Annotated in this window: 22 protein-coding genes; 10 read left to right on the top strand and 12 right to left on the bottom strand. The window is 72.2% G+C overall.

The genetic code is table 11. The annotated features are described in order from the left end of the window. Positions 1 to 12 precede the first annotated feature (12 nt). From ccrA to ACSHXC_RS07260, 3 genes are all read right to left on the bottom strand, one after another. Complete coding sequence (gene ccrA, locus ACSHXC_RS07270; protein WP_438290781.1) at positions 13 to 1,350, bottom strand: crotonyl-CoA carboxylase/reductase; 1,338 nt, start codon at positions 1,348 to 1,350, stop codon at positions 13 to 15. 390 nt (positions 1,351 to 1,740) lie between these two features. Beyond that, complete coding sequence (locus ACSHXC_RS07265; RefSeq protein ID WP_399487554.1) at positions 1,741 to 2,547, bottom strand: TetR family transcriptional regulator; 807 nt, start codon at positions 2,545 to 2,547, stop codon at positions 1,741 to 1,743. A 91-nt stretch (positions 2,548 to 2,638) separates the two neighbouring features. After that, positions 2,639 to 4,420: a 3-hydroxyacyl-CoA dehydrogenase family protein gene (locus ACSHXC_RS07260; RefSeq protein WP_438290780.1), complete on the bottom strand. Its 1,782-nt coding sequence runs from the start codon at positions 4,418 to 4,420 to the stop codon at positions 2,639 to 2,641. 403 nt (positions 4,421 to 4,823) lie between these two features. Between ACSHXC_RS07260 and ACSHXC_RS07255 the strand changes: the two genes are divergently transcribed. Continuing rightward, entirely contained in the window at positions 4,824 to 5,402 is a 579-nt protein-coding gene (locus ACSHXC_RS07255) for an adenylosuccinate lyase (RefSeq protein WP_438290779.1), read from the top strand. Positions 5,403 to 5,405: 3 nt separating this feature from the next. Here ACSHXC_RS07255 and ACSHXC_RS07250 read toward each other — a convergent pair whose 3' ends face one another. Together ACSHXC_RS07250 and ACSHXC_RS07245 are read right to left on the bottom strand one after the other, a co-directional pair. Beyond that, complete coding sequence (locus ACSHXC_RS07250) at positions 5,406 to 5,810, bottom strand: RidA family protein (protein ID WP_438290778.1); 405 nt, start codon at positions 5,808 to 5,810, stop codon at positions 5,406 to 5,408. A gap of 81 nt (positions 5,811 to 5,891) precedes the next feature. Beyond that, positions 5,892 to 6,929, bottom strand: coding sequence for an Rv2578c family radical SAM protein (locus tag ACSHXC_RS07245; RefSeq protein WP_438290777.1), 1,038 nt, complete (start codon positions 6,927 to 6,929; stop codon positions 5,892 to 5,894). A 163-nt stretch (positions 6,930 to 7,092) separates the two neighbouring features. Here ACSHXC_RS07245 and ACSHXC_RS07240 point away from each other — a divergent pair, with 163 nt between their 5' ends. From ACSHXC_RS07240 to ACSHXC_RS07225, 4 genes are all read left to right on the top strand, one after another. After that, positions 7,093 to 7,536, top strand: a complete 444-nt coding sequence (locus tag ACSHXC_RS07240; protein ID WP_438290776.1) for an SRPBCC family protein — start codon at positions 7,093 to 7,095, stop codon at positions 7,534 to 7,536. A 187-nt stretch (positions 7,537 to 7,723) separates the two neighbouring features. After that, positions 7,724 to 10,114 carry an MFS transporter gene (locus tag ACSHXC_RS07235; RefSeq protein WP_438290775.1) on the top strand — a complete coding sequence of 797 codons (2,391 nt, stop codon included), beginning with the start codon at positions 7,724 to 7,726 and terminating at the stop codon, positions 10,112 to 10,114. 134 nt (positions 10,115 to 10,248) lie between these two features. Then, a complete protein-coding gene (locus ACSHXC_RS07230) occupies positions 10,249 to 12,675 on the top strand; it encodes a SpoIIE family protein phosphatase (protein WP_438290774.1) in 2,427 nt (808 codons plus the stop codon). A gap of 136 nt (positions 12,676 to 12,811) precedes the next feature. Next, positions 12,812 to 13,558: a class I SAM-dependent methyltransferase gene (locus tag ACSHXC_RS07225; RefSeq protein WP_438290773.1), complete on the top strand. Its 747-nt coding sequence runs from the start codon at positions 12,812 to 12,814 to the stop codon at positions 13,556 to 13,558. A gap of 146 nt (positions 13,559 to 13,704) precedes the next feature. On the opposite strand, the gene ACSHXC_RS07220 is transcribed toward ACSHXC_RS07225, so the two are convergent. The 4 genes from ACSHXC_RS07220 to ACSHXC_RS07205 all read right to left on the bottom strand — a co-directional run bounded on the left by ACSHXC_RS07220 (position 13,705) and on the right by ACSHXC_RS07205 (position 16,971). Further along, on the bottom strand, positions 13,705 to 14,430 hold the full coding sequence (locus tag ACSHXC_RS07220) for a VOC family protein (protein ID WP_438290772.1): 726 nt from the start codon (positions 14,428 to 14,430) through the stop codon (positions 13,705 to 13,707). 200 nt (positions 14,431 to 14,630) lie between these two features. Further along, positions 14,631 to 15,023 (bottom strand): hypothetical protein, encoded by a 393-nt coding sequence (locus tag ACSHXC_RS07215; RefSeq protein ID WP_438290771.1) that lies wholly within the window; start codon positions 15,021 to 15,023, stop codon positions 14,631 to 14,633. A gap of 73 nt (positions 15,024 to 15,096) precedes the next feature. Next, positions 15,097 to 15,822 (bottom strand): alpha/beta hydrolase, encoded by a 726-nt coding sequence (locus tag ACSHXC_RS07210; protein WP_438290770.1) that lies wholly within the window; start codon positions 15,820 to 15,822, stop codon positions 15,097 to 15,099. 102 nt (positions 15,823 to 15,924) lie between these two features. After that, positions 15,925 to 16,971, bottom strand: a complete 1,047-nt coding sequence (locus tag ACSHXC_RS07205) for an NAD(P)H-dependent flavin oxidoreductase (protein WP_438290769.1) — start codon at positions 16,969 to 16,971, stop codon at positions 15,925 to 15,927. A 96-nt stretch (positions 16,972 to 17,067) separates the two neighbouring features. On the opposite strand from ACSHXC_RS07205, the gene ACSHXC_RS07200 reads away from it, so the two are divergent. Next, complete coding sequence (locus tag ACSHXC_RS07200; RefSeq protein WP_438290768.1) at positions 17,068 to 18,399, top strand: hypothetical protein; 1,332 nt, start codon at positions 17,068 to 17,070, stop codon at positions 18,397 to 18,399. Positions 18,400 to 18,455: 56 nt separating this feature from the next. Here ACSHXC_RS07200 and ACSHXC_RS07195 read toward each other — a convergent pair whose 3' ends face one another. The 3 genes from ACSHXC_RS07195 to ACSHXC_RS07185 all read right to left on the bottom strand — a co-directional run bounded on the left by ACSHXC_RS07195 (position 18,456) and on the right by ACSHXC_RS07185 (position 20,086). Beyond that, complete coding sequence (locus tag ACSHXC_RS07195) at positions 18,456 to 19,115, bottom strand: MSMEG_1061 family FMN-dependent PPOX-type flavoprotein (protein WP_438290767.1); 660 nt, start codon at positions 19,113 to 19,115, stop codon at positions 18,456 to 18,458. Between the two features lie 98 nt (positions 19,116 to 19,213). After that, complete coding sequence (locus tag ACSHXC_RS07190) at positions 19,214 to 19,417, bottom strand: hypothetical protein (protein WP_438290766.1); 204 nt, start codon at positions 19,415 to 19,417, stop codon at positions 19,214 to 19,216. A 69-nt stretch (positions 19,418 to 19,486) separates the two neighbouring features. Then, positions 19,487 to 20,086 carry a flavin reductase family protein gene (locus ACSHXC_RS07185; protein ID WP_438290765.1) on the bottom strand — a complete coding sequence of 200 codons (600 nt, stop codon included), beginning with the start codon at positions 20,084 to 20,086 and terminating at the stop codon, positions 19,487 to 19,489. Between the two features lie 264 nt (positions 20,087 to 20,350). Between ACSHXC_RS07185 and ACSHXC_RS07180 the strand changes: the two genes are divergently transcribed. Genes ACSHXC_RS07180 through ACSHXC_RS07165 form a run of 4 tightly spaced genes read left to right on the top strand, consistent with a single transcriptional unit; the run spans position 20,351 to position 25,442 of the window. Beyond that, positions 20,351 to 21,184 carry a M55 family metallopeptidase gene (locus ACSHXC_RS07180; protein WP_438290764.1) on the top strand — a complete coding sequence of 278 codons (834 nt, stop codon included), beginning with the start codon at positions 20,351 to 20,353 and terminating at the stop codon, positions 21,182 to 21,184. After that, positions 21,177 to 22,508 (top strand): M20/M25/M40 family metallo-hydrolase, encoded by a 1,332-nt coding sequence (locus ACSHXC_RS07175; RefSeq protein ID WP_438290763.1) that lies wholly within the window; start codon positions 21,177 to 21,179, stop codon positions 22,506 to 22,508. Before ACSHXC_RS07180 ends, ACSHXC_RS07175 begins: the two co-directional genes overlap by 8 nt. A 22-nt stretch (positions 22,509 to 22,530) precedes the next feature. Further along, a complete protein-coding gene (locus ACSHXC_RS07170; protein ID WP_438290762.1) occupies positions 22,531 to 24,510 on the top strand; it encodes a dipeptidyl-peptidase 5 in 1,980 nt (659 codons plus the stop codon). Beyond that, on the top strand, positions 24,507 to 25,442 hold the full coding sequence (locus ACSHXC_RS07165) for a S66 peptidase family protein (RefSeq protein ID WP_438290761.1): 936 nt from the start codon (positions 24,507 to 24,509) through the stop codon (positions 25,440 to 25,442). The genes ACSHXC_RS07170 and ACSHXC_RS07165 overlap by 4 nt, the downstream gene beginning before the upstream one ends. Positions 25,443 to 25,490 lie beyond the last annotated feature (48 nt).

The following is a 25,490-nucleotide window of genomic DNA, read 5'->3' as shown; positions in this document are numbered from 1 at the left end:
ATGGTCCTGGGCCTAGACGTTGCGGAAGCGGTTGATGGCGTCGATGTGCTGCGCGCGCAGCTCGGGGTCGCTGACGCCGAGGCCCTCGCGGGGGGCGAGCGCGAGCACGCCGACCTTGCCCTGGTGGAGGTTGCGGTGCACGTCGTAGGCAGCCTGCCCGGTGTCCTCCAGGGAGTACACCTTGGACAGCGTCGGGTGGATCTTGCCCTTGGCCACCAGGCGGTTGGCCTCCCACGCCTCGCGGTAGTTGGCGAAGTGCGAGCCCACGATCTTCTTCAGCGACATCCACAGGTAGCGGTTGTCGTACTCGTGGTTGTAGCCCGAGGTCGAGGCGCAGGTCACGATCGTGCCGCCCTTGCGGGTGACGTACACGCTCGCGCCGAAGGTTTCGCGGCCCGGGTGCTCGAAGACGATGTCCACGTCCTCGCCGCCGGTGAGCTCGCGGATGCGCTTGCCGAGGCGCTTCCACTCCTTCGGGTCCTGGGTCTGCTCGTCCTTCCAGAACTTGTAGCCCTCGGCGCTGCGGTCGATGATCGCCTCGGCGCCCATCGCCCGGCAGATGTCCGCCTTCTGCTCGCTGGACACCACGCAGATCGGGTTGGCGCCGCCCGCGAGCGCGAACTGCGTCGCGTAGGAGCCGAGCCCGCCGCTGGCGCCCCAGATCAGGACGTTGTCGCCCTGCTTCATGCCGGCGCCGTTGCGGGAGACCAGCTGGCGGTACGCGGTCGAGTTGACGAGACCGGGCGCGGCGGCCTCCTCCCAGCTCAAGTGCCGTGGCTTGGGCATGAGTTGGTTGGACTTGACGAGCGCGATCTCGGCGAGGCCGCCGAAGTTGGTCTCGAAGCCCCAGATCCGCTGCTCGGGGTCGAGCATCGTGTCGTTGTGGCCGTCGGAGCTCTCCAGCTCGACGGAGAGGCAGTGCGCCACGACCTGGTCGCCGGGGTGCCAGGCGTTCACGCCGGGCCCGGTGCGCAGCACGACGCCGGCGAGGTCGGAGCCGATGACGTGGTACGGCAGGTCATGGCGCTTGGTGAGCTCGCTGAGGCGGCCGTAGCGCTCCAGGAACCCGAAGGTGGACACCGGCTCGAAGATCGAGGTCCACACGGAGTTGTAGTTGACCGAGGAGGCCATGACGGCCACCAGGGCCTCGCCCGGGCCGAGTTCGGGGATCGGCACCTCGTCCAGGTGCAGGGACTTGCGGGGGTCCTTGTCCCGGGAGCTGAGCCCGGCGAACATCTCCGTCTCGTCCTTGTGCACGGTGATCGCGCGGTACGACTCGGGGAGCGGCAGAGCGGCGAAGTCGGCGGAGGTGGACTCCGGCGACTGGATCGCGTCCAGGATTTCCTTCACGGTGTTGCCTCCGGCGAAGCGCCCGACAGGGGGCGTTGAGGGTCTTCGGGGGTGGTGCTGTGGAGGTGTGCCGTCGGTTCGGCGGTGTGGTTCGCATACGGCAGCGCCTGGTGGGCGCGGGAGGGTTGCCTGTGACGCAGGCGTCCGGGCGCACTCGCCAGTGGCGGCTTGTGGGGACAGCCGGCGTACGAGGTTGCTCTGCACGCCGGCCGCCCGGACAACATCAACGTATGGCACCCGGTGCCAAGTGACAAGACACTGCGTGCCAAGAGTTTCTCTCAATTGCGGATTGACCTGCGCAGATGAGCGATGATCGATCGTTGCAGGTCAGCGCATACGCCGATGGCCGCATCCCTGAGTGAGGGATGCGGCCACCGGGGCGTGTGAGAGCTACTTGGTCTTGAGGGCCTGCTTGATGGTCTGCATGATCTCGTCGAGCGGCGCGTCCGTGCGGGCCACCGCGACCAGGACCTCGTCGCTGGTCGAGACGGAGGCGGCGGCCGGCTTCGGCTTGGCCGTGCGGCCCGCTCCTATGCCGGAGCCGAAGGTCTCCCGCACGATCGAGAAGGCGTGGTCGAGCTGGGTCTCCACATCGCCCTGGCCGCCGGCCCGCAGCCAGCGGCGCAGCACGTGGTTGTGCGCGGTGACGACCGCGGACGCCGCAACCTCGGCGAGCAGCGGGTCGTCGTTCCCCGGCTGGTGGTCGTGCTCGTCGAAGTGGCCGAGCAGATAGCGGGTGAAGAGGCGCTCGTAGCGGGCGACCGAGGCGATCTCGGCCTCGCGTAGCGTCGGCACCTCCCGGGTCAGCTTGTAGCGGGCCACGGACACCGTGGGGGAGCCCGCGTACATCTTCATGACCTCTTTGATGCCCCGGCACACCGTGTCGAGCGGGTGCTCGTGCGGGGGCGCGGCGTTGAGCACCGCCTCGGCGCGCACCAGGGTGTCGTCGTGGTCGGGGAAGATCGCCTCTTCCTTGGAGCGGAAGTGGCGGAAGAAGGTGCGCCGGGCCACCCCGGCCCGGGCCGCGATCTCGTCGACGGTGGTGGCCTCGTACCCCTTCGCGGAGAACAGGTCCATCGCCGCGGCCGCCAGCTCCCGGCGCATCTTGAGCCGCTGGGCGGCCGCCCGGCTGCCCGCGGCACTTTCCGGGGCGTCGGGCACAGCGTTCGTACGGGAGGACCTGGCTGGCTGGGGCATGGACCGAACGTACTGCATATTTGCAGGAAGTCGCGCCCACAGGGGCGAGCTGCCCGGAGGTTGCAGCAGCCCGCCCCACCCTGCTTCCGGATCAGCGCCGGGCATACTCGCGGAATCCGCGGCCCGTCTTGCGGCCCAGGCAGCCGGCCGCGACGAGGTGTTCGAGCAGCGGCGCCGGGGCCAGGCCCGGGTCGCGGAACTCGGCGTGCAGCACTTTCTCGATGGCGAGCGAGACGTCCAGGCCCACCACGTCGAGCAGTTCGAACGGGCCCATCGGGTAGCCGCCGCCGAGCTTCATCGCGGCGTCGATGTCGTCGAGGGACGCGTAGTGCTCCTGGACCATCTTGATCGCGTTGTTGAGGTACGGGAAGAGCAGTGCGTTGACGATGAACCCGGCGCGGTCGCCGCAGTCCACCGGGTGCTTGCGGATCTTCGCGGTGACCTCGCGGACGGTGGCGTGCACCTCGTCGGAGGTGAGCACGGTGCGGACCACCTCGACCAGCTTCATCGCCGGGGCCGGGTTGAAGAAGTGCATGCCGATGACGTCCTCGGGGCGCGAGGTGGCGCGGGCGCAGGCGACGACGGGCAGCGAGGACGTGGTGGTGGCGAGCACCGCGCCGGGCTTGCAGATCTTGTCCAGGGCCGCGAAGAGCTGCTGCTTGATCTCCAGGTCCTCGGCGACGGCCTCGACCGCGAGGTCGACCTCGGCGAAGGCCTCCAGGGCGCCCGCCGCCGTGATCCGGTTCAGGGTCTCCTCGCGGGCTTCGGCGGTGAGCCGGCCCTTGTCGACGGAGCGCGAAAGCGACTTGCCGATACGGGACTTGGCGGTCTCCGCCTTCTCCAGGCTGCGGGCCGCGAGCACCACGTGGTACCCGGCCTTGGCGAAGACCTCCGCGATGCCGGACGCCATGGTGCCCGAGCCGGCCACGCCGACCGAGCGGATCTCACGGCCGCCGCCCGCGCCCGCGATGGCGCTCGGCGTCTGCGCGTCGGCCACCACGACCGAGCTGCCCTCGCCCTCGTACGTGTAGAAGCCGCGGCCCTTCTTGCGGCCGGTGAGACCGGCCTCGGCGAGCTGGCCGAGGATGGGGGCGGGTGCGTGGAGGCGGTCGTGCGAGGCGGCGTACATCGCCTCCAGGACGGTGCGGGCGGTGTCGATGCCGATCAGGTCGAGCAGTTCGAGCGGGCCCATCGGCAGGCCGCAGCCGAGCTTCATCGCGGCGTCGATGTCCTCGCGCGAGGCGTACTTCGACTCGTACATCGCGGCCGCCTGGTTCAGGTAGCCGAAGAGCAGCCCGTCGGCGACGAAGCCGGGGCGGTCGCCGACCGCGACGGGCTCCTTGCCGAGGTCGAGGGCGAGCGCGGTGACCGCGTCGACGGCCCAGGGAGCGGTGAGCACGGACGAGACGATCTCGACGAGCTTCATCGCGGGCGCCGGGTTGAAGAAGTGCAGGCCGAGGGCGCGCTCGGGGTGCGCGGAGTCGGCGGCGAGCCGGGTCACCGAGAGCGCGTTGGTGCCGGTCGCCAGGATCGCGGTGGGCGCGACGATGGCGTCGAGCGCGTGGAAGACCTGGCTCTTGAGCTCGTACGACTCGGGCACGACCTCGATCACGAGCTCGGCCTCGGCCGCGGCCTGGAGGTCGGTGAAGGTACGGAACCGGGCGAGGATGTCGCTCCGCTCCTGCGGGGTGATCCGCTCGCGGGACACCGCGCGGGCCGTGGACGCTTCGAGCGAGGCCACGGCCTGGCGGGCGGCGCGCTCGCTGATGTCGATGCCGATGACCTCGCGGCCGGCGCGGGCCAGGACCTCGGCGATGCCGGTGCCCATCGTGCCGAGACCGACCACGGCGACAGTGTTCAGGGGGATGTCCATCACGGGACTCCAGGGATGAGTGACGACTGAGAGAGGGCGCACGCGACCGGCATCGAAGGGCGCTCGGATACGCCAACGGGCGCACGGCGTGCGGGAGTTGTGTCGTGGTGCCAAGGGCCGACGGCCCTGTCCCGGGGCGCGTCGTACAGAACTGCCGAACCGACAAGCACTCGCGGCGGCTGCGTCACCAGGCCACCGGAGTCGGCGGGGGTTACCCGCTCACTTGAGGTTAACCGGCGAGTAACGAGCGCGCCAGACCTCCGTCGCGTCGAACCGGTGTGATCTGGCTCGCGCCCGTTCTGGGCAGGGAAGTGCGTTTTCTGGACACTTCTCCTGCTTTCTGGAGACCCGCATCCGATCATCCTTGGGGTGCCAACGCCCCTGCGCCACTACCCTTTTGGGCATGGATGAGGAGTTCAGGTCGCTCGCGGACCGGGTGCGCGCCGAGACCGGGGGGTCGGCGGCGTACGAGCGGCTGATCGCCTGCGTCGACCGCGATGAGCTCGCGGTGGTCCTCACCGAGCCCGAACGCCCGCTCTGGGCGCGGGAGATCGCGGCGTTCCGGCTCGGCGTCGCGGGGGATCGCCGGGCCTTCGAAGCGCTGATCCTGCTGCTCAACCACCGCGACCCGGAGCGCTGTGTGAGCGCCGCGTACGCGCTCGCCAGGCTCGGCGACCCGCGCACCGCGCGCGCCGCGGCGGCCCTCGCCACCAACGAACTGCGTACTGCCTACGCCCTGCACCCGGTCCGCCTGCTCACCGCGCTGCGGGCCCCGGAATCCGTACCGGCCCTGATCAAGACCCTGCGCCCGCTGCTCTCCCCGCACAGCCCGTACTGGCGCGTGGCCCAGGCCTGCATCGAGGGCCTGGGCGAGCTCGGCGACAAGCAGGCCGTCGACGTCCTGAACGAGGCGCTGGCCCACCCGCGCCTCGCCCGCTCGGCGGCCTGGGCCCTGCGCCGCATCGGGGCGGGGCGACGCTGAGGGTCAGGCCGTCTCCCCGGTCACCGCGAACGCCTCGATCTCCACGAGGAGCTCGGGGCGGAACAGGGCGCTCACCTGCACCGCCGAGCTCGCCGGCAGCTGGTCGGGGCCGATGACGGCGTCGCGTGCCGCGCGGATCGCGGGCAGGTGGGACACGTCGGTGACGAAGTAGGTCAGCTTCACCACGTCCTCGAACGTGGCCCCCGCCGCGGCCAGGCAGCGGCGCAGGTTCTCGAAGACCTGGTCCGCCTGGGCCCGCGCGTCGCCCTCGCCGACGACGTTCCCCTTCTCGTCGAGGGCGCACTGCCCCGATATCGCGACGAACCGGCCGGTCCCCCAGACCACATGGCTGTAGCCGGTGCCGGGAGCGACGCCTTCGGGTGCGGAGATGCGAGTCGGTGAAGTCATGCGGATCATTCTCGCGCACGGCACTGACAATCGGCCCGAGGGGCGGGGCAGTTGAAGGCTGCGGCGCAGGCCGGAGCCGTTTCAGAGCAAGGACAGCTGGGTCGGCTCCGGCCGGGTGGGCTCAGGCGCGGCCGGGATGCGGCGGGCCTCGCCGCGGTGGGCCGGGCCTATGCCGAATTCCGTGGCCAGTTCGTGGACCTGGCCGGTGATGCGGCGCTGGTACCACTTCGGGGCGTACGCGCCCTCCGCGTACAGCCGCTCGTACCGCCGCACCAGATGGGGGTGGTGCTGCCCCAGCCACGCCATGAACCACTCGCGCGCGCCCGGCCGCAGGTGGAGCACCAGCGGGGTCACCGAGGTGGCGCCCGCGGCGGCGATCGCGCGGACGGTGGCACGCAGCTGGTCGGGGTGGTCGCCGAGGAAGGGGATCACGGGGGCCATCAGGACTCCGCAGCCGATGCCGTGCTCGGTGAGCGCGCGCACGGCGTCGAGGCGGCGGTCCGGCGCGGGCGTGCCCGGCTCGACCGTGCGCCACAGCTCCTGGTCGAGGAAGCCGACCGAGACGGAGATGCCCACCTCGGTCACCGCGGCCGCCTCCTTGAGCAGCTCCAGATCACGCAGGATGAGCGTGCCCTTGGTGAGGATGGAGAACGGGTTCGCGTGGTCGCGCAGGGCCGCGATGATGCCCGGCATCAGGCGGTAGCGGCCTTCGGCCCGCTGGTAGCAGTCGACGTTCGTGCCCATCGCGATGTGCGCGCCCTGCCAGCGGCGCGAGGCGAGGTGGACCCGGAGCAGCTCCGGCGCGTTGACCTTCACCACGATCTGCGAGTCGAAACCCAGTCCGGTGTCCAGATCCAGATAGCTGTGCGTCTTGCGTGCAAAGCAGTACACGCATGCGTGCGAGCAGCCGCGATAAGGGTTGACGGTCCACTCGAACGGCATCCGCGAGGCGCCCGGCACCCGGTTGACGATCGAGCGGGCCCGGATCTCGTGGAAGGTGATCCCGCGGAACTCGGGGGTGTCGAACGTCCGGGTCGTCACCGCGTCCGCGGCGAAGAGCGCGGCCGTGCGGGCCGGGCCGGACGGGGCGTCGTCATCGGCGAGATTCTCCCAGCGCATGAACGCCTCCTTTGTTCCCGTGGGCCTTGTTCGGTCACCCCCACCCTTGAATAGAACACATGTTCCCTTCTTGATCGCAACCCGGATTGTGACGTCGGACCCCGAGGTGGTTGGCTTGGCCCACCCCCGAAACCCCGGAAACACAAGTGCTGGAGGAAGTGCCATGGCGCAGGTCGAGGCCACGACGGAGCGGATCGTCGCAGCGGATGCGGAGACCGTGTTCGACACGCTGGCCGACTACAAGGACGGCCGCCCCAAGCTGCTGCCGGAGCACTTCAGCGAGTACCAGGTCCGTGAGGGTGGCGACGGCGAGGGCACTCTCGTCCACTGGAAGCTCCAGGCCACCAGCAAGCGCGTACGCGACTGCCTCCTGGAGGTCACCGAGCCGACCGACGGGCAGCTGGTCGAGAAGGACCGCAACTCCTCCATGGTCACCACCTGGACGGTCACGCCCGCGGGCGAGGGCCGCTCCAAGGTCGTCGTCAGCACCGTGTGGAACGGCGCCGGAGGCATCGGCGGATTCTTCGAAAGGACCTTTGCGCCCAAGGGACTTGGCCGCATCTACGACGCCATGCTCGCCAAGCTGGCCGAAGAAGTGGAGAAGTAGCCCGCGCAACCCTCCCCTGCGGTCACCGGTTCGGGTGGATTTCCGTTCCGGCCCGTAGTGCGCCGTAGGGGCTCCCGCCAGCGCTTAAGCCCCCGGCGTGCGCCTCCCGCTCCGCTCGTCTCGGTTGCCCCGGTTGTCGCGTAATGCGAGAAATGGTCGGCGCAAGCGCGACGAGGGGAGCAGTTTCGTGGGCGGGATCACTCTGGTGAAGGACGAGCGGGCCGCCGAGCCCGCTCCGGTCCCGGCGGATCCGCCGACGGACCAACTCCCGGTGCGGCAGGCGCCGTTGACGCCCCGCCGGGTGCGCATGGTCTTCCTCGGGCTGATGCTCACCCTGCTGCTCGCGGCCCTCGACCAGATGATCGTCGCGACCGCGCTGCCGAAGATCGTCGGCGATCTGCACGGTCTCGACAAGGTCTCCTGGGCCGTCACCGCCTACCTCCTCGCCTCCACCATCGGGCTGCCTATCTACGGCAAGCTCGGCGACCAGTTCGGCCGCAAACCCGTCTTCCAGTTCGCGATCGTCGTGTTCGTCGTCGGCTCGGCCCTGGCCGGCTGGTCGCGCACGATGGACGAGCTCATCGCCTTCCGCGCCGTCCAGGGCATCGGCGGCGGCGGGCTCATGATCGGCGTGCAGGCGATCATCGCGGACATCGTGCCGCCCCGGCAGCGCGGCCGTTTCATGGGCCTCATCGGCGCCGTCTTCGGACTCGCCTCGGTGGCCGGGCCCCTGCTCGGCGGCTTCTTCACCGACCACGCCTCCTGGCGCTGGTGCTTCTACATCAACGTGCCGTTCGGCCTGGTCACCCTGGCCGTCATCACCGTCGTACTGAAACTGCCCCGGCCCCGCGTCCGGCCCCGCCTCGACGTGCTCGGCATGCTGCTGCTCGCTGCCGCCTCAACCTGCGTGGTGCTGCTGACCAGTTGGGGCGGCACGGAGTACGCCTGGGATTCGCGGCAGATCCTCGGGCTCGCCGCCGGCGCGGCCGGAACGACTCTGCTGTTCCTCGTCGTCGAGAACTTCGCGGCCGAACCCGTCATCCCCCTCCGGCTGTTCCGCGACTCGATCTTCAACGTCTCCGGGCTCGTCGGCGCGGTCATCGGCGTCGCCCTCTTCGGCGCCGCCAGCTATCTGCCGACCTTCCTGCAGATGGTCGACGGGGCCAGCGCCACCGAGTCCGGGCTGCTCGTCCTGCCCATGATGGGCGGCATTGTCGGCGCCTCGATCGTCTCGGGCCAGCTCATCAGCCGCACCGGGCATTACAAGATCTACCCGATCCTCGGCGGCGCGGTCTCCGCCGTCGGCATGTGGCTGCTGTCCAAGCTCGGCACCGACACCCCGCGGCTCGACTACAGCATCTGGATGGCCGTGCTCGGCGCCGGCATCGGCCTGGTCATGCCGGTCCTCGTCCTGGCCGTGCAGAACGCCGTCGACCCCGCCGACCTCGGCACCGCCACCAGTGCCAACAACTACTTCCGGCAGATCGGCGGCAGCGTGGGCGCCGCCGTCTTCGGCACCCTGTTCACCAACCGCCTCGCCCACGCGCTCACCGAGCGGCTCCCGGCCGGAGCCCGTCGGCCCGACCCCGAGTCGATCACCCCGCAACTGGTGCGCGCCATGCCGCCCGCGCTGCGCGACGGATACATCCGGGCGTACGCCGACGCCATGCCGCGGATCTTCCTGTACCTCGTGCCGGTGCTCGTGCTCGGCTTCGTCCTCGCCTTCTTCCTCAAGGAGAAACCGCTGGTGTCCCAGAACGCCCCCGCCGCCGAGACCGCGCCCCTGCCCCACGCCCGCACCGGCAACTCCGGCTTCCCCAGCGGCGTTCCGGTCTGCGGAACGGTCCAGCACCACGACGGATCCACCGTGCCGCGCGCCGCCCTGACCCTCGTCGACGTACGGGGCCGGCAGGTCGGGCGCGGGGCCAGCGGCGCCGACGGCCGGTACGCGCTGAGCGTGCCCGGCGCCGGATCGTACGTCCTGATCGCGGCGGCCGGCGGGCATCAGCCGCAGGCCGTCGCCGTGACCGTCGGCGAACGACCCGTCGACCTCGACGTGGTGCTCGGCGGCGCCGGACGCCTCGCGGGCGCCGTCGTCACCGCCGACGGCAGCCCCGTGCGGGACGCCGCCGTCACCCTCACCGACGTACGCGGCGAGGTCGTGGCCGCCACCCGCAGCGGGCGCGAAGGCGGCTATGTGATCACGGAGTTGGTGGCGGGGGAGTACACCCTGGCCGCCAGCGCACCCGCCTTCCGGCCCGCCGCCCTGCCGGTCAGTGTGCAGGCCTCCCGCGAGACCCGGCAGGACATCGAGCTGGCCGGCGGGGCCGTCCTTCGCGGCACCGTGCGGGCCGGCGGCGGGCGGCCCGTGGAGGACGCGCGGGTGACGCTCCTCGATGCCGCGGGCAACGTCGTGGACACCCTCACCACGGGCCCCGACGGCACCTTCCGGTTCGTCGACCTGTCATCCGGCGAATACACGGTCATCGCGGCGGGCTATCCGCCGGTGGCCACGGTCCTCCAGGTCGCGGGCGGCGGACGGACCGAGCGGGACCTCCAACTCGGCCACGAGGACTGACCTTTCTTCAACGAAGGGGCCGGTTTCGCGCGGGCGTGCGCCTATTCACGGGTTGCCTCCCGCGCGGCCCCGCGATGGCCGTACGGTGGTGCTGCAGCCGCCGATTCTCGCGGCGGGGAAGGAGCCTCCCACCCATGGACAGTGGTACTCCGCCGAAGCTGCCGCAGCAGTTCGCCGTGGCCGGCCGGATCCCGCTTGCCGTGATCGTCGTGGACGGCGACGGCCTCGTGTCGCACTGGTCCTCCGGTGCGCGCAGGCTGTTCGGTCCCGGCAAGGAGGACGCGGTCGGCAGGCCCGCCGCCGATCTGCTCCCGGTCTCCGGCGCGCTGGAGCAGCGCTTCGACGACTACGACGTGTTCGACGAGTTCGGCCCCGGCCTCGACGGCCCGCTGACCGGACGCACCTCCTACCCCACCGCGGGCCGGGCCGCGCTCACCGAGCCCGGCCGGGACCGTACCGACGTGCTGTGGTGGGCCTACCCCCTGGTCGGACCCGGGCCCGAGCGGCTCCTGGTGCTCGCAGCGGACGCGGCCCAGCTGCACCGGGAGGACGATGACGACGGCGGCTCCGTCGAGCGGATAGCGCCCGGCTTCGCCCTGCACACCGACTTCCCCGGCTCCGACGAACTGGCCCGCCGGCTGCCCGAGATCCTGCCCAGCATGAGCGTCGGCGAGAGCTCCCGCATCGTCTCGCAGGTCCTCGAACTCGGCTATCCCGTCCTGGAGTTCAGCCAGCACGACCGAGTGCCCGTAACGCCCGACTGGGGCGTGCCGCGGCGCGCCGAACACCGGCCCGCCCGGCGCCGCCACCCCATGGAGCCGGTGTCGCGGAGCCAGCCGCCCTCGCCCGAGTTCGCCGCCGACCTCGAATACGCGGCGGTGCGCGAGCGGCTCGAATTCCTCAACGAGGTCAGCGGCCGTATCGGCTCCTCGCTCGACCTGTCCCGCACCATCCAGGAAGTCAGCGCCGCCGTCGTGCCGCGCTTCACCGATGTTGCGGGCACCTATCTGCGCGAGCAGGTCATCGCGGGCGAGGGCTTCCCCGACGGGCCGCCCGACGAGCGGACGCTGTGGCACCGGGTCGCCGTCGAGCACGTCGACGAGCCGGGCCGCTGGGACGACGTGGTGCCGGTCGGCGAGTCCATGCCGTTCCCCGCGCACACCCCGTTCTTCCAGTGCATGACGTCCGGCGAGCCCGTCCTGGTGCCGAGGATCAGCGAGCAGATGGGCACCGCCATCGCCTCGCAGTTCGAGAAGCGCGACATCCGGCCGCTCATCAACGGCCGCTCGATGCTGGTCGTCCCGCTCAAGGCGCGCAACGTGGTGCTCGGCTTCATGATCCTGCTGCGGCATGCCGAGCGGGCCGAGTTCAACGACATGGACCGCGTCACCGGGGCCGAACTGGCGGCGCGGGCCGGGCTCGTGCTCGACAACGCCCGCATGTACACCTATCAGGAGAACGTCGCCGACACCCTCCAGGACTCGATGCTGCCGCAGGTCACCCCGCGCATGGCGGGCTGCGACACGGCCACCCGCTATCTGCCCGGCATGCTGCTCGGCCGCGTCGGCGGCGACTGGTTCGACTCGATCAAACTGCCCGGCTCACGGACCGCCCTGGTGGTCGGCGACGTCATGGGCCACGGCCTCAACTCGGCGGCGATGATGGGCCAGTTGCGTACCGCCGTGCAGACCATGGCCGCGCTCGACCTGCCGCCCGACCAGCTCCTGCGCAACCTCGACGACCTGGCACAGCGCCTGGGCGAGCACTACCTCGCCACCTGCCTGTACGCCGTGTACGACCCGATCAGGGGCGAGCTGCTCATGGCCAACGCGGGCCATGTGCCGCCGGTGATCGTGCGGTCGACGGACGGCCGCAGCGAGCTCCTCGAACTGCCCACCGGAGCCCCGATCGGCGTCGGCGGGGTGCCCTTCGAGACGGCCCGCATCCGGGTCGAGCCCGGCGACCGGCTCGTCATGTGCACCGACGGGCTCGTCGAGGTGCGCGGCGAGGACATAGGCGTCGGCCTCGCCACGCTCTGCGAGTTCGCGGCGCACCCGGCGGCCTCCATGGACGACGCCTGCGACACGATCATCCGCGCCCTCAACACCCGCGGCGGCCGCAAGGACGACGTGGCCCTGCTCATGGCGCGGCTCAACGGCATCACCCGCGAGGACGTCGCCGAGTGGCGGCTCGACGCCGACCCGCGCGAGGTCGGCCGGGCCCGCCGCCTGGTCCGCGAACAGCTCGCGCACTGGGGCCTGTCGGACGTCGCGGAAACGGTTGAGCTCCTGGTCAGCGAGGTCGTCACCAACGGCATCCGGCACACGCACGGCCACCAGGTCGAGCTGCGCCTGGTGCGCGCCGAGGCGCTCCTGTGCGAGGTGGTCGACGACGACCACACCCTGCCGACGCTGCTCAGCGCGGGCTCGCGCGACGAGGCGGGCCGGGGCCTGCGCGTGGTCAGCGCGCTCGCCCGGGAGTGGGGCACCAGCCGCACCGGCAACGGCAAGACCGTCTGGTTCGACGTGGCACTGCCGCACACGGGGCGCCGGGCGCGCTGACATCGTCCGCATCCTGGGGGGCGCCCGAACTCCCCGCAGCCGAACGGCAGATGAAGGTATGCGCCGGTGCTTGTCCGGGTGCGCCCGGCGCGGTAGACCGATCTTGACACTGTGTGTGCAGCCTGGGGAGTCGGTCATGAGCGTGACGAGTCGGTACAAGGACGCCTGGGAGGGGTTCTGGCGCGAGGCGCCGGACGAGCAGGGCGCGGTCTTCTGGGATGCGGAACCGGCCCTCACCGCCGCCCGTCACCTGGCCCACTTCGCCGCCCGCATCGACCGCCCCGGCCTGCCCCTGGTGGACCTCGGCTGCGGCAACGGCACCCAGACCCGCTATCTCGCGGCCCGCTACCCGAAGGTGACCGGCGTCGACCTCTCGCTCGCCGCCGTCGAGCACGCCCGGAGTCAGGACCCGGACGGCGAGGCCGAGTTCGAGCAGCTCGACGCCGCCGACACCAAGGCCGTCGACGAGCTGCACACCCGCATCGGCGACGCCAACGTGTACGTACGCGGCGTCCTGCACCAGTGCGAGGCGGCCGACCGCCAGCCCGTCGCCGACGCCATCGCCACGCTGGTCGGCACGGACGGCCGGGCCTTCGTGGTGGAGCTCGCCGAGGCCGCGAAGCCGGTCCTGATGGGTCTGGCCCAGAGCCCGGCGGGACCGCCGCCCAAGCTCCGCCCGGTCTTCGCCCACGGCATCGCGCCGGGCGAGCTCTCCGACGCCGCTCTGGTGGAGCTGCTCACCACCGCGGGCCTGACGGTGCTCGCCGAGGGCGAACTCCCGCTCACCACCACGGAGTACACCGCCGACGGCCGGCGCATCGAGCTGCCGTCCAGATGGCTGGTGGTCAGCCCGGCAGGCAGCGAGGGCTCGAAGGGGCCCTGATCTCAAGGGAATTCACCGGGGACATGCCACCGTACGCAGCAAAGTCCTTGCACAGCACGGCAGTTGGCCGATCGCCCAGGCCGTCGCTCCGGCGCCGACCGGGATCCTCGCACTCGTCCCGCGCCATCGCCTTCGGCGCGCAGGAGTCAGCGCGCCGTGTCGCTGAGGGTGAAGGTGGCGCCGTCCGGGTCCTTGAGGCGGACCCAGGTGCCGGTGGCGGAGATGCCGTCGGCGAGGGCGGTGGCGCCGTGGGCCAGGGCCTTCTCCGCGTGGCCTTGGGGGTCCTCGACGGAGAAGTGGGTGTGCCAGTGGGGGCGCAGGCTCGGGTCCGGAGCGGCCTCGACCGCTCCGGACGTCAGGCGCGCGACGATGTGCCCGGCGTGGCGCAGGACGACTTCCTCGTGCTCGTACTGGACGTCGCAGCAGCCGGGCCGGTCGCAGGCCCAGTCGAGGACCTCGCCGTAGAAGATCGCCGCGTCGAAGGCGTTGCGGGTGTGCAGCCGGGTCCAGGTGGGGGCGGTGTCGCGCCAGGATTCCCAGTTCGAGAGGAGCGGGCCCTGCCAGATCCCGAAGACGGCGCCGTCCCGGTCGGCGGCCAGCGCGCCGCGCCCGGTGTGCAGGGCGACCGGGCCGACTGCGACCGTGGCGCCCCGCTCGCGGATGCGCGCCGCGGTGACATCGGCGTCCCCGACCGCGAAATACGGCGTCCACGCGACCGCCACCTGCAGGGACGGCGCCAGCGCTCCGATCCCGGCGACCGGAACCCCGTCCGCCAGGGCGACCCGGAACTCCTCACCGAGCGACCCGGTCCGGAACGTCCAGCCCATGGTCGCGCCGTAGAAGTCGAGCGCGGCATCCAGGTCGCGGGCCATCAGGCTCACCCAGCACGGAGCCCCGCACACGGCGGCGCTCGAATCGGCGGCCGGGCGCGGATCCGCGGTGGTATCGGGATTACTCGGTGACGGCGTCACTGAAACCCTCGCTCTCGGGAATTTCGGCATACCGGCACATAGACCTCACCATTGTCTCGCCCTCGGCCCCCGCTCGCATGTCGGAGCCCGTCCCGCGCGGGTCACTGGTCGGGGTCGCAGCTCTCCCTGCGCCGCCCGATCGTGATCAGGGCCGCCATGAGGGCGTCGTGATCGTCCCGGGCCGCCACGTGGACGGCGCCTTCCTCAAGTACGGCGTGCAGTTCCGGGAGCCCGGCGGTGCCGGGCGTCGTCCGCAGGATGACACCGCTCGGCGGGGTGAGCGAGCGCAGCCCCGAGAACAGGGCCACCGGATCGCTGTCCCCGTCCATGCTGGGGTCGAGGACGGTGACATCGGGCAGCAGGACATGCGCCTGGGCCAGGGCGAGCCGGGGGCTCGGGGTGTGCGCGATGACGCGGAAGTGGCGGTTTTGGTGAATGCGCTCGCGCAGCACTGCCGCTTCCTCGTCGGTGGCTACCAGCAGGACGGTCATCACGCTTCCAGCATGGGCGCACGGGCCGGTAAGAGCCACGCGGAGCCCCGGGCCGCTGCCGCGAGCTCCCCGGGCGTCAGGCGAGCGCCGCCTCCGCGACGATCCGGGCCGTTCGGCCCCCGGCCCGCAGTGCGTCGCCGTCGGTAGCGGGCACGCAGTGGCCGAGCCCGGGGTCGTACGCGGTCATGATGATCCCCGCGTGGTCGGTGTCCGCCTCGTGCAGGCGCGCGGGCCAGGGCCGCTTCTCCAGCGCGGTGAGAAAGTCGCGGGAGTGGTGGGACTCGACGATCGTGTCCCCCGTGCCGTGGATCAGGACGACGGGCACCTCGGACGTCGCCGCCTCCGCCAGGTCGTCCAGGGGGACGGTGCCCGTGCTGCGGGCGGGGCGCCAGTACAGGCCGGCGATGCCGACGACCGCCTTCGGGACCCGGCCGTCCATGAGGTCCGGCCGCAGCGCCGTGCCGATCGCGGCGCCCGCCCCCATCGACCAGCCCGCCACCACTAGCTGCTCCGGGTCGGCGCCGAAGGAGACCGCGTGCTCGCGCACGTACCGCAGCGACGCCACGAGGTGCGCGCGGCCGCCGTCGGGGGCGTCCGAGCGCCAGTCCGGCACGAACACGGTCAGCCCGTGCGAGGCCGTCTCCTCGGCGAGGGCGCCGACCTCGAACCGCGTGTCGGGGCCGATGCCGTGCCAGAGCAGCACGGCCGGGGTGGCCGCCGGGGCACCCTCGGGGCGGTACACGTCGAGGAGTCGGGGCGCTGCTCCGTCCATCGCGGTGTACGGGACTGTGCTGATCGGCATGGAGGTCCTTGGGCTGAGCGGTGCTGAAACGACCTTCACCGTAACGCTGTTCGTGCGGCGAGCGGGCTCCCGGGGCCGGCCGGGAACGGCTGGTCGACGGCCTCAGAGCCGCGCGGCGCGGGTCTCCTCCCAGAGGGCGCGGGTGATCTCGGCGGCCGGGGCGCTGCGTGCGAGGCGGTGGCGCGCCCCGGCCCACAGGTGCAGCCGTTCGGCGTCCCCGGCCTCGGCGGCCGCCGCACGCAGCGCGCGGGTCAGATGGTGCACGTGCGGGTACGCGCCGGGGGCCGCGGCGTCGTAGGCGTCGACGAAGTGGTTGCGAAGGCCGCGGGCCGGGCGCCCGGAGAAGGCCCGGGTGACGGCCGTCGTCGTGAACCGCTCGTCGACGAGGGCGTCCTTGTGCGTACGCGAGGCGCCCGATTCCTCGGCGCGCAGATAGAGGGTGCCGAGCTGGGCCGCACTCGCCCCGGCGCCAAGGACGGCGGCCACGTCCGCGCCCGTGCCGAGCCCGCCGGCGGCGATGAGAGGCAGCTGTACGCGGTGACGTACCGAGGCCATGAGGTCGAGCAGGGGCACGTCCTCCGGCCGCGCCGCGATGTCGTGCGTGGCGCGGTGGCCACCGGCCAACGGGCCCTGGACGCAGAGCGAGTCCACGCCGACAGCCTCCGCCGCCATGGCCTCGGCGAGCGTGGTGACCGTGGCCACGAGATGGCTGCCCGCCCGCTGCAGGGCCTCCACGATCTCGGACGTGGGCAGCCCGAAGGTGAAGGAGACGAGAGGCGCGGGCTCGCTCAGGAGCACCTCGATCTTCTCCTCCCATCCGTCGTCGTCGGCCCCGGCATCAGGTACGGGCAGCGTGAGCCCGAACCGGTCGGCCTCGCCGCGCAGTTGCTCGCGGTATGCGCCGACGGCGTCGACGGCGCTCGGATCCGGGACGCCCGGCACGAAGAGATTGACGCCGAACGGCCGCGAGGTCAGCTCACGGGTGCGGACGAGCTGCTCCCGCATGCCCTGGGCGCTGCGGTATCCGGCGGCCAGGAACCCGAGGCCTCCGGCACTGTTGACGGCTGCGACCAGCTCGGGCGTGGCGGCGCCGCCCGCCATGGGCGACTGGACGATCGGAACGGCCAACTCGTCGAGGCGGAAGAACATGCGGACTGCTCCGAGGCGTTGAGGGGGGTGGTGCACTGTCTCCACGAACTATGTGATGCCTACACACAGATGGCGGTGTTGATCCGTCAGGAAAGTGTGATCCATCAGACAGCCGCGCACCCGTCGTTCCGGGGCGGTCGGCGCTTGTCGGGCCCGCGCGGCCCTCGCCGCGAATGGCTCGAACTCGTCGCCGCCGTGCGCGGAGTGAGCCTCGTCCCGGACGGCGACGTGTGCCGCGGCCCGCACGCGCGGACCCGCACCCTGGCGATCGACGAGGCACCGTACGGGCCGACCGGATACGGTGCTGCTGTGCTGATCAAGGGGGAGGACCCGGGGACGGCGCTGCTACTGGCGGCCGCTCCGGCGAACAAGGGCCGTCTCATCGACGCGGCGTCGGTCCTGCCGGGCCTGGCCGCGGTCGCCCCGGGCGTGCTGGCCGGCACCGGCGCGGCCACCGTCGTGGAACTCGCCGATCCGGTGGACCCGCAGACCGTGCTGACCCGGATCCGCGCCGTGGCCGCCGCGCCCGGCCCGCTGTTCCTGTACCTGGCGGGCCAGTTGCACGTGGACGCCAAACAGCAGCAGATCCATGTCGCCCTCGCCCGCACCACCCAGGCGACCGTGCGCTACACCGGCCTTCCGTGGGCCTGGCTGGCGCATGAGTTCCAGGTGCGCCGGCCCGGCACGACCACGGTGGTCGCCGACCTGGCCGCCGACCCGGCGGCCTGGCAGCGGCTGCGGCAGGAGGGCCTCGCCCTCGGCCACGGCGTCCGCCTGTACGGACGGATCACCGCACCCGCACCGCGCCGGAAGATCGCCGCTCCCGACTACCTGAAGGTGTACGCCGAGGTGTGGCGCGGTGGCGCCCAGCCGTCGCTCACCGAGCTCCACGCCTACGCGGCGGACCGGGTGGGCCCCGGCGACGCGCTGTACCTCGCCATGGACGGAGCGCCCGCCGACCCGCTGCCCCAGCAGTTCGTACCGCCCGCCGCGGCCGACCCCCATCCGGCGATCCTGGCCGCCGCCGGCGCGGGACGCCACGGTGAGGCCGCATCGATGGCGGCGATGTGGGAGAGCGAGGCGCTGCGCGCGTACGGGCCGGGGTCCCTTGAAGCGATCCACTGGCTGGAGGTCCGCGCCGACCTCGCCCGGCTCGCCGGGGAGCCGGCCCGGTCCTGCGAGCTGTGGATGGCCTCCGCGCAGGCCCGGCTCGCCCGCGGGCAGACCAGCGACGACACCGACGTCCAGGGCGCGGTCGACCGCGCGCACCACCAGTGGGAGCAGCTCCGCGACCCGGACCGGGCCCGGTCCCTTGCCCCGGCCCTGGTCACCCTGCGCCGTCAGGTGCCGGGCCGCCAGCGCGGCGCACTGGAGGCCGTACAGCGCCGTCTGGAGCGGCTGCACGCGGTGCCGGCCGCCGGGCGTTGAGCGGGGCGGGTGAAGTCCGCCGCCGACCGGTGGTTCGGCGACAGCGGGCCGGCCCGTTACTCGTACCGGTACTTCAGCGAGTCCGCCTCCGCCTGCTCGATGTCGGCGATCGTCAGCTCCGGCATCCGCAGCTGGGCCAGCGTCACCTCGGCCGAGGCGGGCTGGGCGTCCGCCGGCAGCCACTCGTCCGGCTTCCAGGCCGCGCTGCGCAGCAGCGACTTGGGGCAGTGCGGGTAGACCTCCTCTATCCCCACCACCAGCGCACTGGCCGGCGGCTTGCCCACGGCGGTCAGCTGCGACAGCAGCTCCGGTCGGGTGGAGACGCAGGCACGGCCGTTCACCCTGAGCGTCGTGGTGCGCCCCGGGATGACGAACAGCAGTCCGGCCCGTCCGGTGGCGATGACGTTCTGCAGGGTGTCCAGACGCTTGTTGCCGGTCGCGTCCGGTATCGCCACCGTCCGTGAGTCCAGGACGGCGACGAACCCGGCGGGGCCGCCGCGCGGGGAGACGTCACAGTTGCCCTCGGCGTCCGCGCTGGCGATCAGGACCAGCGATGAGCAGCCGATCAACCGCCGGGTCTGCTCGGTGAGTTCGGTCATCTGCTTGCGCACGGCCGCGGCGCTGGGGAGTTCGTACGTCCGGCGCAGCGCTTCCTGGTCGGGCACGGCGTCGAGGCGGAGCGAGTCGAAGGCGCTGCTGGCAAGGGATGTCGTCATGCCTACGACCCTAAGGGGCCGACCTGCGATGGATCTTGGGCGGAGGGTGCGGGAGGGCATGGAGACGGCCGCGCGGGCCGGGCCGGCGCACCCCAGGATCAATCGCCGGTCGGGCGGTTGGTCCGGAGCTGTCCACGGCGCCGCCGGAACCCGCGGATGCGCTCCTCCCAGCGGCCCGCGAGACGCCCGGCCGCCCAGATGCGGCCTGCCAGGCGGGCCGCCCACCCCGCCTGCCGGGCCCGGGTGCGCACCGCGCCGCGCCGCAGGGGTGGGCGGGTGCTCGCTGCCCTCGGTCTGTCCATGCTTCCAGGGTGGTCCACCCGTCCGGCCGCCGCATGCCGAGCGGGCGGTGACACCCTGAGCGCCGAAGGTCAGGCGCGCCCGGTGTACGGCACGCGGCCGAGCTCGCGCGGCTCGGCGAGGGTGCCCCACTCGTCCTTGCCGAGGCGGGACAGCGGCCGCAGCCGGCTTATCTCGGGGTGGCCGTCGACCATGACGTCGTCCGAGACCACCGCGTGCACGACACGCCCGAACACAACCGTGGAGTCGCCGATCCCGAGCGTGCTGTGCAGTTCGCACTCCAGCGCCACCGGCGACAGGGCCACCCGCGGCGGCTTCACGCGCAGGCTCGGCTCGGTGGCGAGGCCCGCCTCCTCGAACTCGCTGACCCCGGGCGGGAAGTTGGTAGCCGTGTCGTTGATCTGCGCGTGCAGCGGCTCGGGCGCGAAGTTGACCACGAACTGCCCGGTCGCCTCGACATTGCGGAGCGAGTCCTTGCGCCCCACCGAGGTGAACTGGACGACGGGCGGCGCGACGGAGGAAATGGTGAAGAACGAGTGAGGCGCGAGGTTGGGGGTGCCGTCGCCGTCCACGGTCGACACCCAGGCGATGGGCCGCGGCACCACGGTCGCGGTGAGCAGACGGTAGAACTCGACGCGGGACATGGCGGCGGGATCGAAGTCAATACGCATGCGGCCAGTATCCATTGGCCCCTTCCCGCCACCCCGGGGGAGATCGCCGGGCAGGCGCCGAGGCGAGGGCGGGCCACACCTGGATGAGGTGCTCCATGTGGTCAACCACGTTCACCCTATGGGTGGTTGAGGTGTGGACGCGGCGGGTGGGAGCGATGCAGGGGCACGGCGCCCCGGCCCTCGCGCCGGGCGTCACGGGTATGGACCTCTGGTGTCCGCCCGGTCCCTGGCCTGGGTATGGGGTGACAGGTACCGTGGGGCGCCATGAAGATCCTCATCAGTGCGGACATGGAAGGCGCCACCGGAGTCACCTGGCCGGCCGATGTGCTGCCGGGAACGCCGCAGTGGGAGCGCTGCCGGGGCATGTTCACCTCGGATGTGAACGCGGCCGTGCTCGGTTTCTTCGACGGGGGCGCCGACGAGGTGCTCATCAACGAGGCGCACTGGTCCATGCGCAATCTGCTGTTGGAGCGGCTCGACGAGCGGGCCCAGATGCTCACCGGCAAGCACAAGTCGCTGTCCATGGTGGAGGGCATCCAGCACGGCGACGTCGACGGGATCGCCTTCGTCGGCTACCACACGGGCGCCGGTACGCAGGGCGTGCTCGCCCACACCTACCTCGCCAACTCCATCACCGGGGTGTGGCTGGGCGGCGCCCGCGCCAGCGAGGGGCTGCTCAACGCGCATGTCGTCGCCGAGTACGGGGTGCCCGTGGTCCTGGTCACCGGCGACGACCTCACCTGCGCCGATGCCGAGGGCTATGCGCCGGATGCCCGCAAGGTGGCCGTCAAGGACCACGTCTCGCGGTACGCGGCGGTCTGCCGCACCCCCGCGCGTACCGCCGCGGACATCAGGGCGGCGGCGAAGGAGGCCGCGGCCCTCGCGCGCAGGGCCGCGCCCGCCGAGGGCGGGCCCTTCACCGTGGAGATCGAGTTCGACGCCGAGCACCTCGCCGACGCGGCCACTGTGGTGCCCGGCGTGGCGCGTACGGGTGAACGGCGCGTCTCCTACACCAGTTTGACGATGTATGAGGGCATTCGCACCTTCAAGGCGGTCACGACGATCGTCTCGTCCGCGGTGGAGGAGCAGTATGGCTGAGGTGGAGACAGCCGATCAGGTGGCGCTCGACGAGGCGGTGGCCTTCACCTCCGAGCTGATCCGGATCGACACCAGCAACCGGGGCGGCGGAGACTGCCGGGAGCGCCCGGCCGCCGAGTACGTCGCCGAGCGCCTCGCCGGAGCGGGCCTCGAACCCCGCATGCTGGAGCGCACCCAGGGACGTACCAACGTGGTCGCCCGGATCGAAGGCACCGACCCCTCGGCCGACGCCCTCCTCGTGCACGGCCACCTCGACGTGGTGCCCGCCGAGGCCGCCGACTGGAGCGTGCACCCCTTCTCGGGCGAGATCCGGGACGGGGTGGTGTGGGGCCGGGGCGCCGTCGACATGAAGAACATGGACGCGATGGTCCTCGCGGTCGTACGCGCCTGGGCCCGGCACGGGGTGCGGCCCCGGCGGGACATCGTCATCGCGTACACCGCCGACGAGGAGGCCAGCGCCGTCGACGGCTCGGGCTTCCTCGCCGATCACCACCCCGAGCTGTTCGAGGGGTGCACGGAGGGCATCAGCGAGTCGGGCGGCGTCACCTTCCACGCCGGGCGGGGCATGGAGATCTACCCGATCGGCGCGGGGGAGCGCGGCACCGCCTGGCTCCGGCTCACCGCGCACGGCCGCGCGGGCCACGGCTCCAAGGTGAACCACCACAACGCGGTCAGCCGGCTCGCCTCCGCCATCGCCCGCATCGGCGAGCACGAGTGGCCGGTCAGGATCACCCCCACCGTCCGCGCGAGCCTCGTCGAACTCGCCGCCCTGCACGGCATCGACGCCGACCCGGACGCCGAAGACTTCGACGCCGACGAACTGCTCGGCAAACTCGGCCCGGCCGCCGCCCTGGTCGAGCCGGTGATCCGCAACAGCGCCAACCCGACGATGCTGGAAGCCGGTTACAAGGTCAACGTCATCCCCGGGCACGCGACCGCCTACGTCGACGGGCGCATCGTGCCGGGCGGCGAGGCCGAGTTCCGTACGACGATGGACGGGCTGACCGGGCCCGACGTCGACTGGGACTTCCACCACGGCGAGGTCGCGCTCCAGGCGCCGGTCGACTCACCGACGTACCTCCAGCTGAAGGCCGCCGTCGAGCGGTTCGCTCCGGAAGGCCATGTGGTGCCGTACTGCATGTCGGGCGGTACCGACGCCAAGCAGTTCTCGCGGCTCGGCATCACCGGCTACGGCTTCGCGCCGCTGCGGATGCCGGCCGGGCTCGACTACCAGGCGCTGTTCCACGGCGTCGACGAACGGGTGCCCGTGGACGCGCTGCACTTCGGCGTCCGGGTCCTCGACCACTACCTGCGGTCCGCATAGCCCCCGAGGGAGAGTTGCCACGATGGTGCCCACCGCGCCCTACGGAAGCTGGCCGTCGCCGATCGACGCGGCCCTCGCCGCCGCCCACGACGGCTACCCCGACCACGTCGGGGTGGTCGGCGACGACCTGTGGTGGACGGAGGCACGCCCCGCCGAGGGCGGCAGGCGGGTCCTGGTGCGCCGCCGCCCCGAGGGCGAGGCACAGCCGGTCCTGCCCGAGCCGTGGAACGTGCGCAGCCGGGTCATGGAGTACGGCGGCCACCCCTGGGACGGCGCCGACCGGGCGGCACAGGGCCCGCTCGTCGTCTTCGTGCACTTCGACGACCAGCGGCTCTACGCGTACGAGCCGAACGCGACCGCCGCGCCCAGGCCGCTCACCCCGCTGTCCCCGGTCGGCGGGGGCCTGCGCTGGGTCGACCCTCGGATCGACCTCGACCGGGGCGAGGTGTGGTGCGTCCTGGAGGAGTTCACCGGCGAGGGCCCCACCGACGTACGGCGTGTGATCGCGGCCGTGCCGCTGGACGGATCTGCGGCCGAACACCGGGGAGCCGTAAGGGAGTTGAGCGACGGGAGGCACCGCTTCGTCACCGGACCGCGGCTCTCGCCCGACGGGCGGCGGGCCGCCTGGATCGGCTGGGACCACCCCCGGATGCCGTGGGACGGCACCGAGCTGATCCTCGCCGACATCGCCGAGGACGGCACCCTGCGCCGGGCCCGCACCTTCGTGGGCGGCCCCGAGGAATCCATCGCACAGGCCGACTGGGCCGCCGACGGGCAGCTCCTGTTCGCCTCCGACCGCAGCGGCTGGTGGAACCTGTACCGCGCGGAGCCCGACGGAGGGGAGGCGGTCGCGCTCTGCCCCCGCGACGAGGAGTTCGCGGGACCGCTCTGGCAGGTCGGGCGGCGCTGGTTCCAGCCCCTGGACAGCGGCCTCGTCGCCGTCGTGCACGGCCGGGGCGCCACCACGCTCGGCATACTCGACCCCGAGAGCGGCGAACTCGTCGACGCCGCCGGACCCTGGACCCAGTGGAACCCGACGCTCGCCGCCCACGGCAGCCGCGTCGTCGGCGTCGCCGCGAGCCCGCGCACCGCATACGAACTCGTCGAACTCGACACCGCCACCGGCCGCGCCCGTGTGATCGGCTGCGGCCACGACGACGCGGTCGACCCGGCGTACTACCCCGAGCCGCTGATCCGCATCTACACCGGACCCGGCGGCCGGGACATCCACGCCCACGTCTACCCGCCGCACAGCCCCGACCGGATCGCCCCCGCCGACGAACTGCCGCCCTATGTGATCTGGGCACACGGCGGCCCCACCAGCAATGTCTCCCTCGTACTCGACCTGGAGACCGCCTACTTCACCTCGCGCGGCATCGGCGTCGTCAAGGTCGACTACGGGGGCTCCACGGGCTACGGGCGCGACTACCGCAACCGGCTGCGCGAACAGTGGGGCGTCGTCGACGTCGAGGACTGCGCCGCCGTCGCCCGCGCCCTGGCCGACGAGGGCACCGCCGACCCGCGGCGCCTCGCGATCCGCGGCGGCAGCGCGGGCGGCTGGACCACGGCCGCCTCCCTCGCCGCCACCGACGTGTACGCCTGCGGCACGGTCATCTACCCCGTTCTCGACCTCGCGGGCTGGCTCGACGTCACCCATGACTTCGAATCGCAGTACCTGGAGAGTCTCGTCGGCCCGTACGCCGAACTGCCCGGCCGCTACCGCGAACGCTCGCCCGCCCAGCACGCCGACCGCATCGCCGCCCCGTTCCTGCTGCTCCAGGGGCTGGACGACGCGATCTGCCCGCCCGCGCAGTGCGAGCACTTCCTGGAGAAGATGGCCGGACGCGGCATCCCGCACGCCTACCTCACCTTCGAGGGCGAGGGCCACGGCTTCCGCCGCGCGGACACGATGATCCGCGCCCTGGAGGCCGAGTTCTCGCTGTATGCCCAGGTGTTCGCGATCGACCGCACCGACATCCCCCTCCTGGAGCTCACCAAGTGACCGCAGCCGAACTCACCCGCCCGCCCCGGCTGCGCCCCGGCGCCAGGATCGCGGTGGTCGCCCCCAGCGGGCCGGTCGTCGAGGAGCGCCTCCAGGCCGGGCTCGACGTGCTGCGCGGCTGGGACCTCGATCCGATCGTCCTGCCCCAAGTCGCCAGCCAGCACCGGGAGTTGGGGTACCTGGCGGGCGAGGACGAGACACGGGCGCGCGACTTCCAGCGGGCCTGGTGCGACCCGACGGTCACCGCGGTGATGTGCGCCCGCGGCGGCTACGGCGCCCAGCGCATGGTCGACCTCCTCGACTGGAACGCGCTGCGGGCGGCCGGTCCCAAGGTGCTCATCGGCTACAGCGATGTGACCGCCCTGCACGAGGCGTTTGCCGTCCGCCTGGGCCTGGCCACCCTGTACGGCCCGATGGCCTCCACGCTCGCCTTCATCAAGAACGCCGCCACCCAGGAATCCCTGCGCACCACCCTGTTCGAGCCGGAGGCCGCGATGACCCTCGGCCTGCCCGGCGCCCGCGCGCTGATCCCCGGCCGGGCCCGCGGCGTCACCGTCGGCGGCTGCGTGTCCCTGCTCGCCGCGGACCTCGCCACCCCGCACGCCCGCCCGTCCGCCGCGGGCGGCCTGCTCCTCCTCGAAGACATCGGCGAGGAGGACTACCGCCTGGACCGCATCCTGACCCAACTCCTGCGCGCGGGCTGGCTGGACGGCGTCACCGGCGTCGCCCTCGGCTCCTGGCTGGAGTGCGGCCCGTACGAGGACAGGGTGCGCCCGGTGCTGCGAGAACGTCTGGCCCGTTTGGGTGTACCGGTGGTGGAAAACCTGGGCTTCGGCCACTGCGACACGGCATTGACGATGCCGCTGGGAGTGCCGGCGGTACTGGACGCGGATGGAGGCACGGTGACGCTGGAGGCACCCGCGCTGGCCTGAGCAGGGACTCCCTGAGGGGCACGGGGGGCTGTGACATGTGCGGCTCCG

This window comes from Streptomyces sp. HUAS TT7 (genome assembly GCF_051550175.1).
In the GTDB taxonomy this organism is placed as follows: domain Bacteria; phylum Actinomycetota; class Actinomycetes; order Streptomycetales; family Streptomycetaceae; genus Streptomyces.
This window is presented reverse-complemented; position numbering and strand designations above follow the sequence as displayed.

What these genes read in the sequence shown, in the direction of transcription:
- ACSHXC_RS07210 (WP_438290770.1), bottom strand. Translation starts at nt 15,822, where the DNA reads ATGCCGATCAGCACAGTCCCGTACACCGCGATGGACGGAGCAGCGCCC.
- ACSHXC_RS07230 (WP_438290774.1), top strand. Translation starts at nt 10,249, where the DNA reads ATGGACAGTGGTACTCCGCCGAAGCTGCCGCAGCAGTTCGCCGTGGCC.
- ACSHXC_RS07205 (WP_438290769.1), bottom strand. Translation starts at nt 16,971, where the DNA reads ATGTTCTTCCGCCTCGACGAGTTGGCCGTTCCGATCGTCCAGTCGCCC.
- ACSHXC_RS07265 (WP_399487554.1), bottom strand. Translation starts at nt 2,547, where the DNA reads ATGCCCCAGCCAGCCAGGTCCTCCCGTACGAACGCTGTGCCCGACGCC.
- ACSHXC_RS07250 (WP_438290778.1), bottom strand. Translation starts at nt 5,810, where the DNA reads ATGACTTCACCGACTCGCATCTCCGCACCCGAAGGCGTCGCTCCCGGC.
- ACSHXC_RS07175 (WP_438290763.1), top strand. Translation starts at nt 21,177, where the DNA reads ATGGCTGAGGTGGAGACAGCCGATCAGGTGGCGCTCGACGAGGCGGTG.
- ACSHXC_RS07245 (WP_438290777.1), bottom strand. Translation starts at nt 6,929, where the DNA reads ATGCGCTGGGAGAATCTCGCCGATGACGACGCCCCGTCCGGCCCGGCC.
- ACSHXC_RS07225 (WP_438290773.1), top strand. Translation starts at nt 12,812, where the DNA reads ATGAGCGTGACGAGTCGGTACAAGGACGCCTGGGAGGGGTTCTGGCGC.
- ACSHXC_RS07185 (WP_438290765.1), bottom strand. Translation starts at nt 20,086, where the DNA reads ATGCGTATTGACTTCGATCCCGCCGCCATGTCCCGCGTCGAGTTCTAC.
- ACSHXC_RS07190 (WP_438290766.1), bottom strand. Translation starts at nt 19,417, where the DNA reads ATGGACAGACCGAGGGCAGCGAGCACCCGCCCACCCCTGCGGCGCGGC.
- ACSHXC_RS07240 (WP_438290776.1), top strand. Translation starts at nt 7,093, where the DNA reads ATGGCGCAGGTCGAGGCCACGACGGAGCGGATCGTCGCAGCGGATGCG.
- ACSHXC_RS07220 (WP_438290772.1), bottom strand. Translation starts at nt 14,430, where the DNA reads ATGGCCCGCGACCTGGATGCCGCGCTCGACTTCTACGGCGCGACCATG.
- ACSHXC_RS07180 (WP_438290764.1), top strand. Translation starts at nt 20,351, where the DNA reads ATGAAGATCCTCATCAGTGCGGACATGGAAGGCGCCACCGGAGTCACC.
- ACSHXC_RS07260 (WP_438290780.1), bottom strand. Translation starts at nt 4,420, where the DNA reads ATGGACATCCCCCTGAACACTGTCGCCGTGGTCGGTCTCGGCACGATG.
- ACSHXC_RS07255 (WP_438290779.1), top strand. Translation starts at nt 4,824, where the DNA reads ATGGATGAGGAGTTCAGGTCGCTCGCGGACCGGGTGCGCGCCGAGACC.
- ACSHXC_RS07170 (WP_438290762.1), top strand. Translation starts at nt 22,531, where the DNA reads ATGGTGCCCACCGCGCCCTACGGAAGCTGGCCGTCGCCGATCGACGCG.
- ACSHXC_RS07195 (WP_438290767.1), bottom strand. Translation starts at nt 19,115, where the DNA reads ATGACGACATCCCTTGCCAGCAGCGCCTTCGACTCGCTCCGCCTCGAC.